Raw genomic sequence first — 412 nt, forward strand, 5'->3', positions numbered from 1 at the left:
TAACAGCGATGAGATCGGCACTGACGGCACTGTGACCGCGACTGTCACGCTTGCCACCGGCACGCAAGTCGGCGACACCTTGATTGTCACTGACGGCAACGGTAATGAATTGTTTAACGGCCCTGTGACCTCGGACATGCTCACCAATGGCTTGGATGTCGAAGTCCCTGTCACTGCTGGCGCAACCGATGTTGATGTCACCGCCCAAGTGATTGATATCGCCGGTAACCCATCTGCAACCGCAACCGACAACCAGCCTGTTGATAATGTTGCCGCACCGGCTCCGACCGTTGAATTCAGCGGCATGGGCAGCGATGGCGTGTTCAACAGCGATGAAATTGGCACTGACGGCACCGTTACGGCCACCGTCACGCTTGCCACCGGCACGCAAGTCGGCGACACCTTGATTGTC

1 protein-coding gene is annotated in these 412 nt (G+C 57.5%); it reads left to right on the forward strand.

Annotated elements, in window-relative coordinates; translation table 11 throughout:
- Positions 1 to 412: hypothetical protein (locus tag IEY48_RS07785; protein WP_229786358.1), on the forward strand; the 412-nt coding region annotated here is incomplete at both ends.

The sequence above is a fragment of the Shewanella saliphila genome, from assembly GCF_014648295.1.
GTDB lineage: Bacteria > Pseudomonadota > Gammaproteobacteria > Enterobacterales > Shewanellaceae > Shewanella > Shewanella saliphila.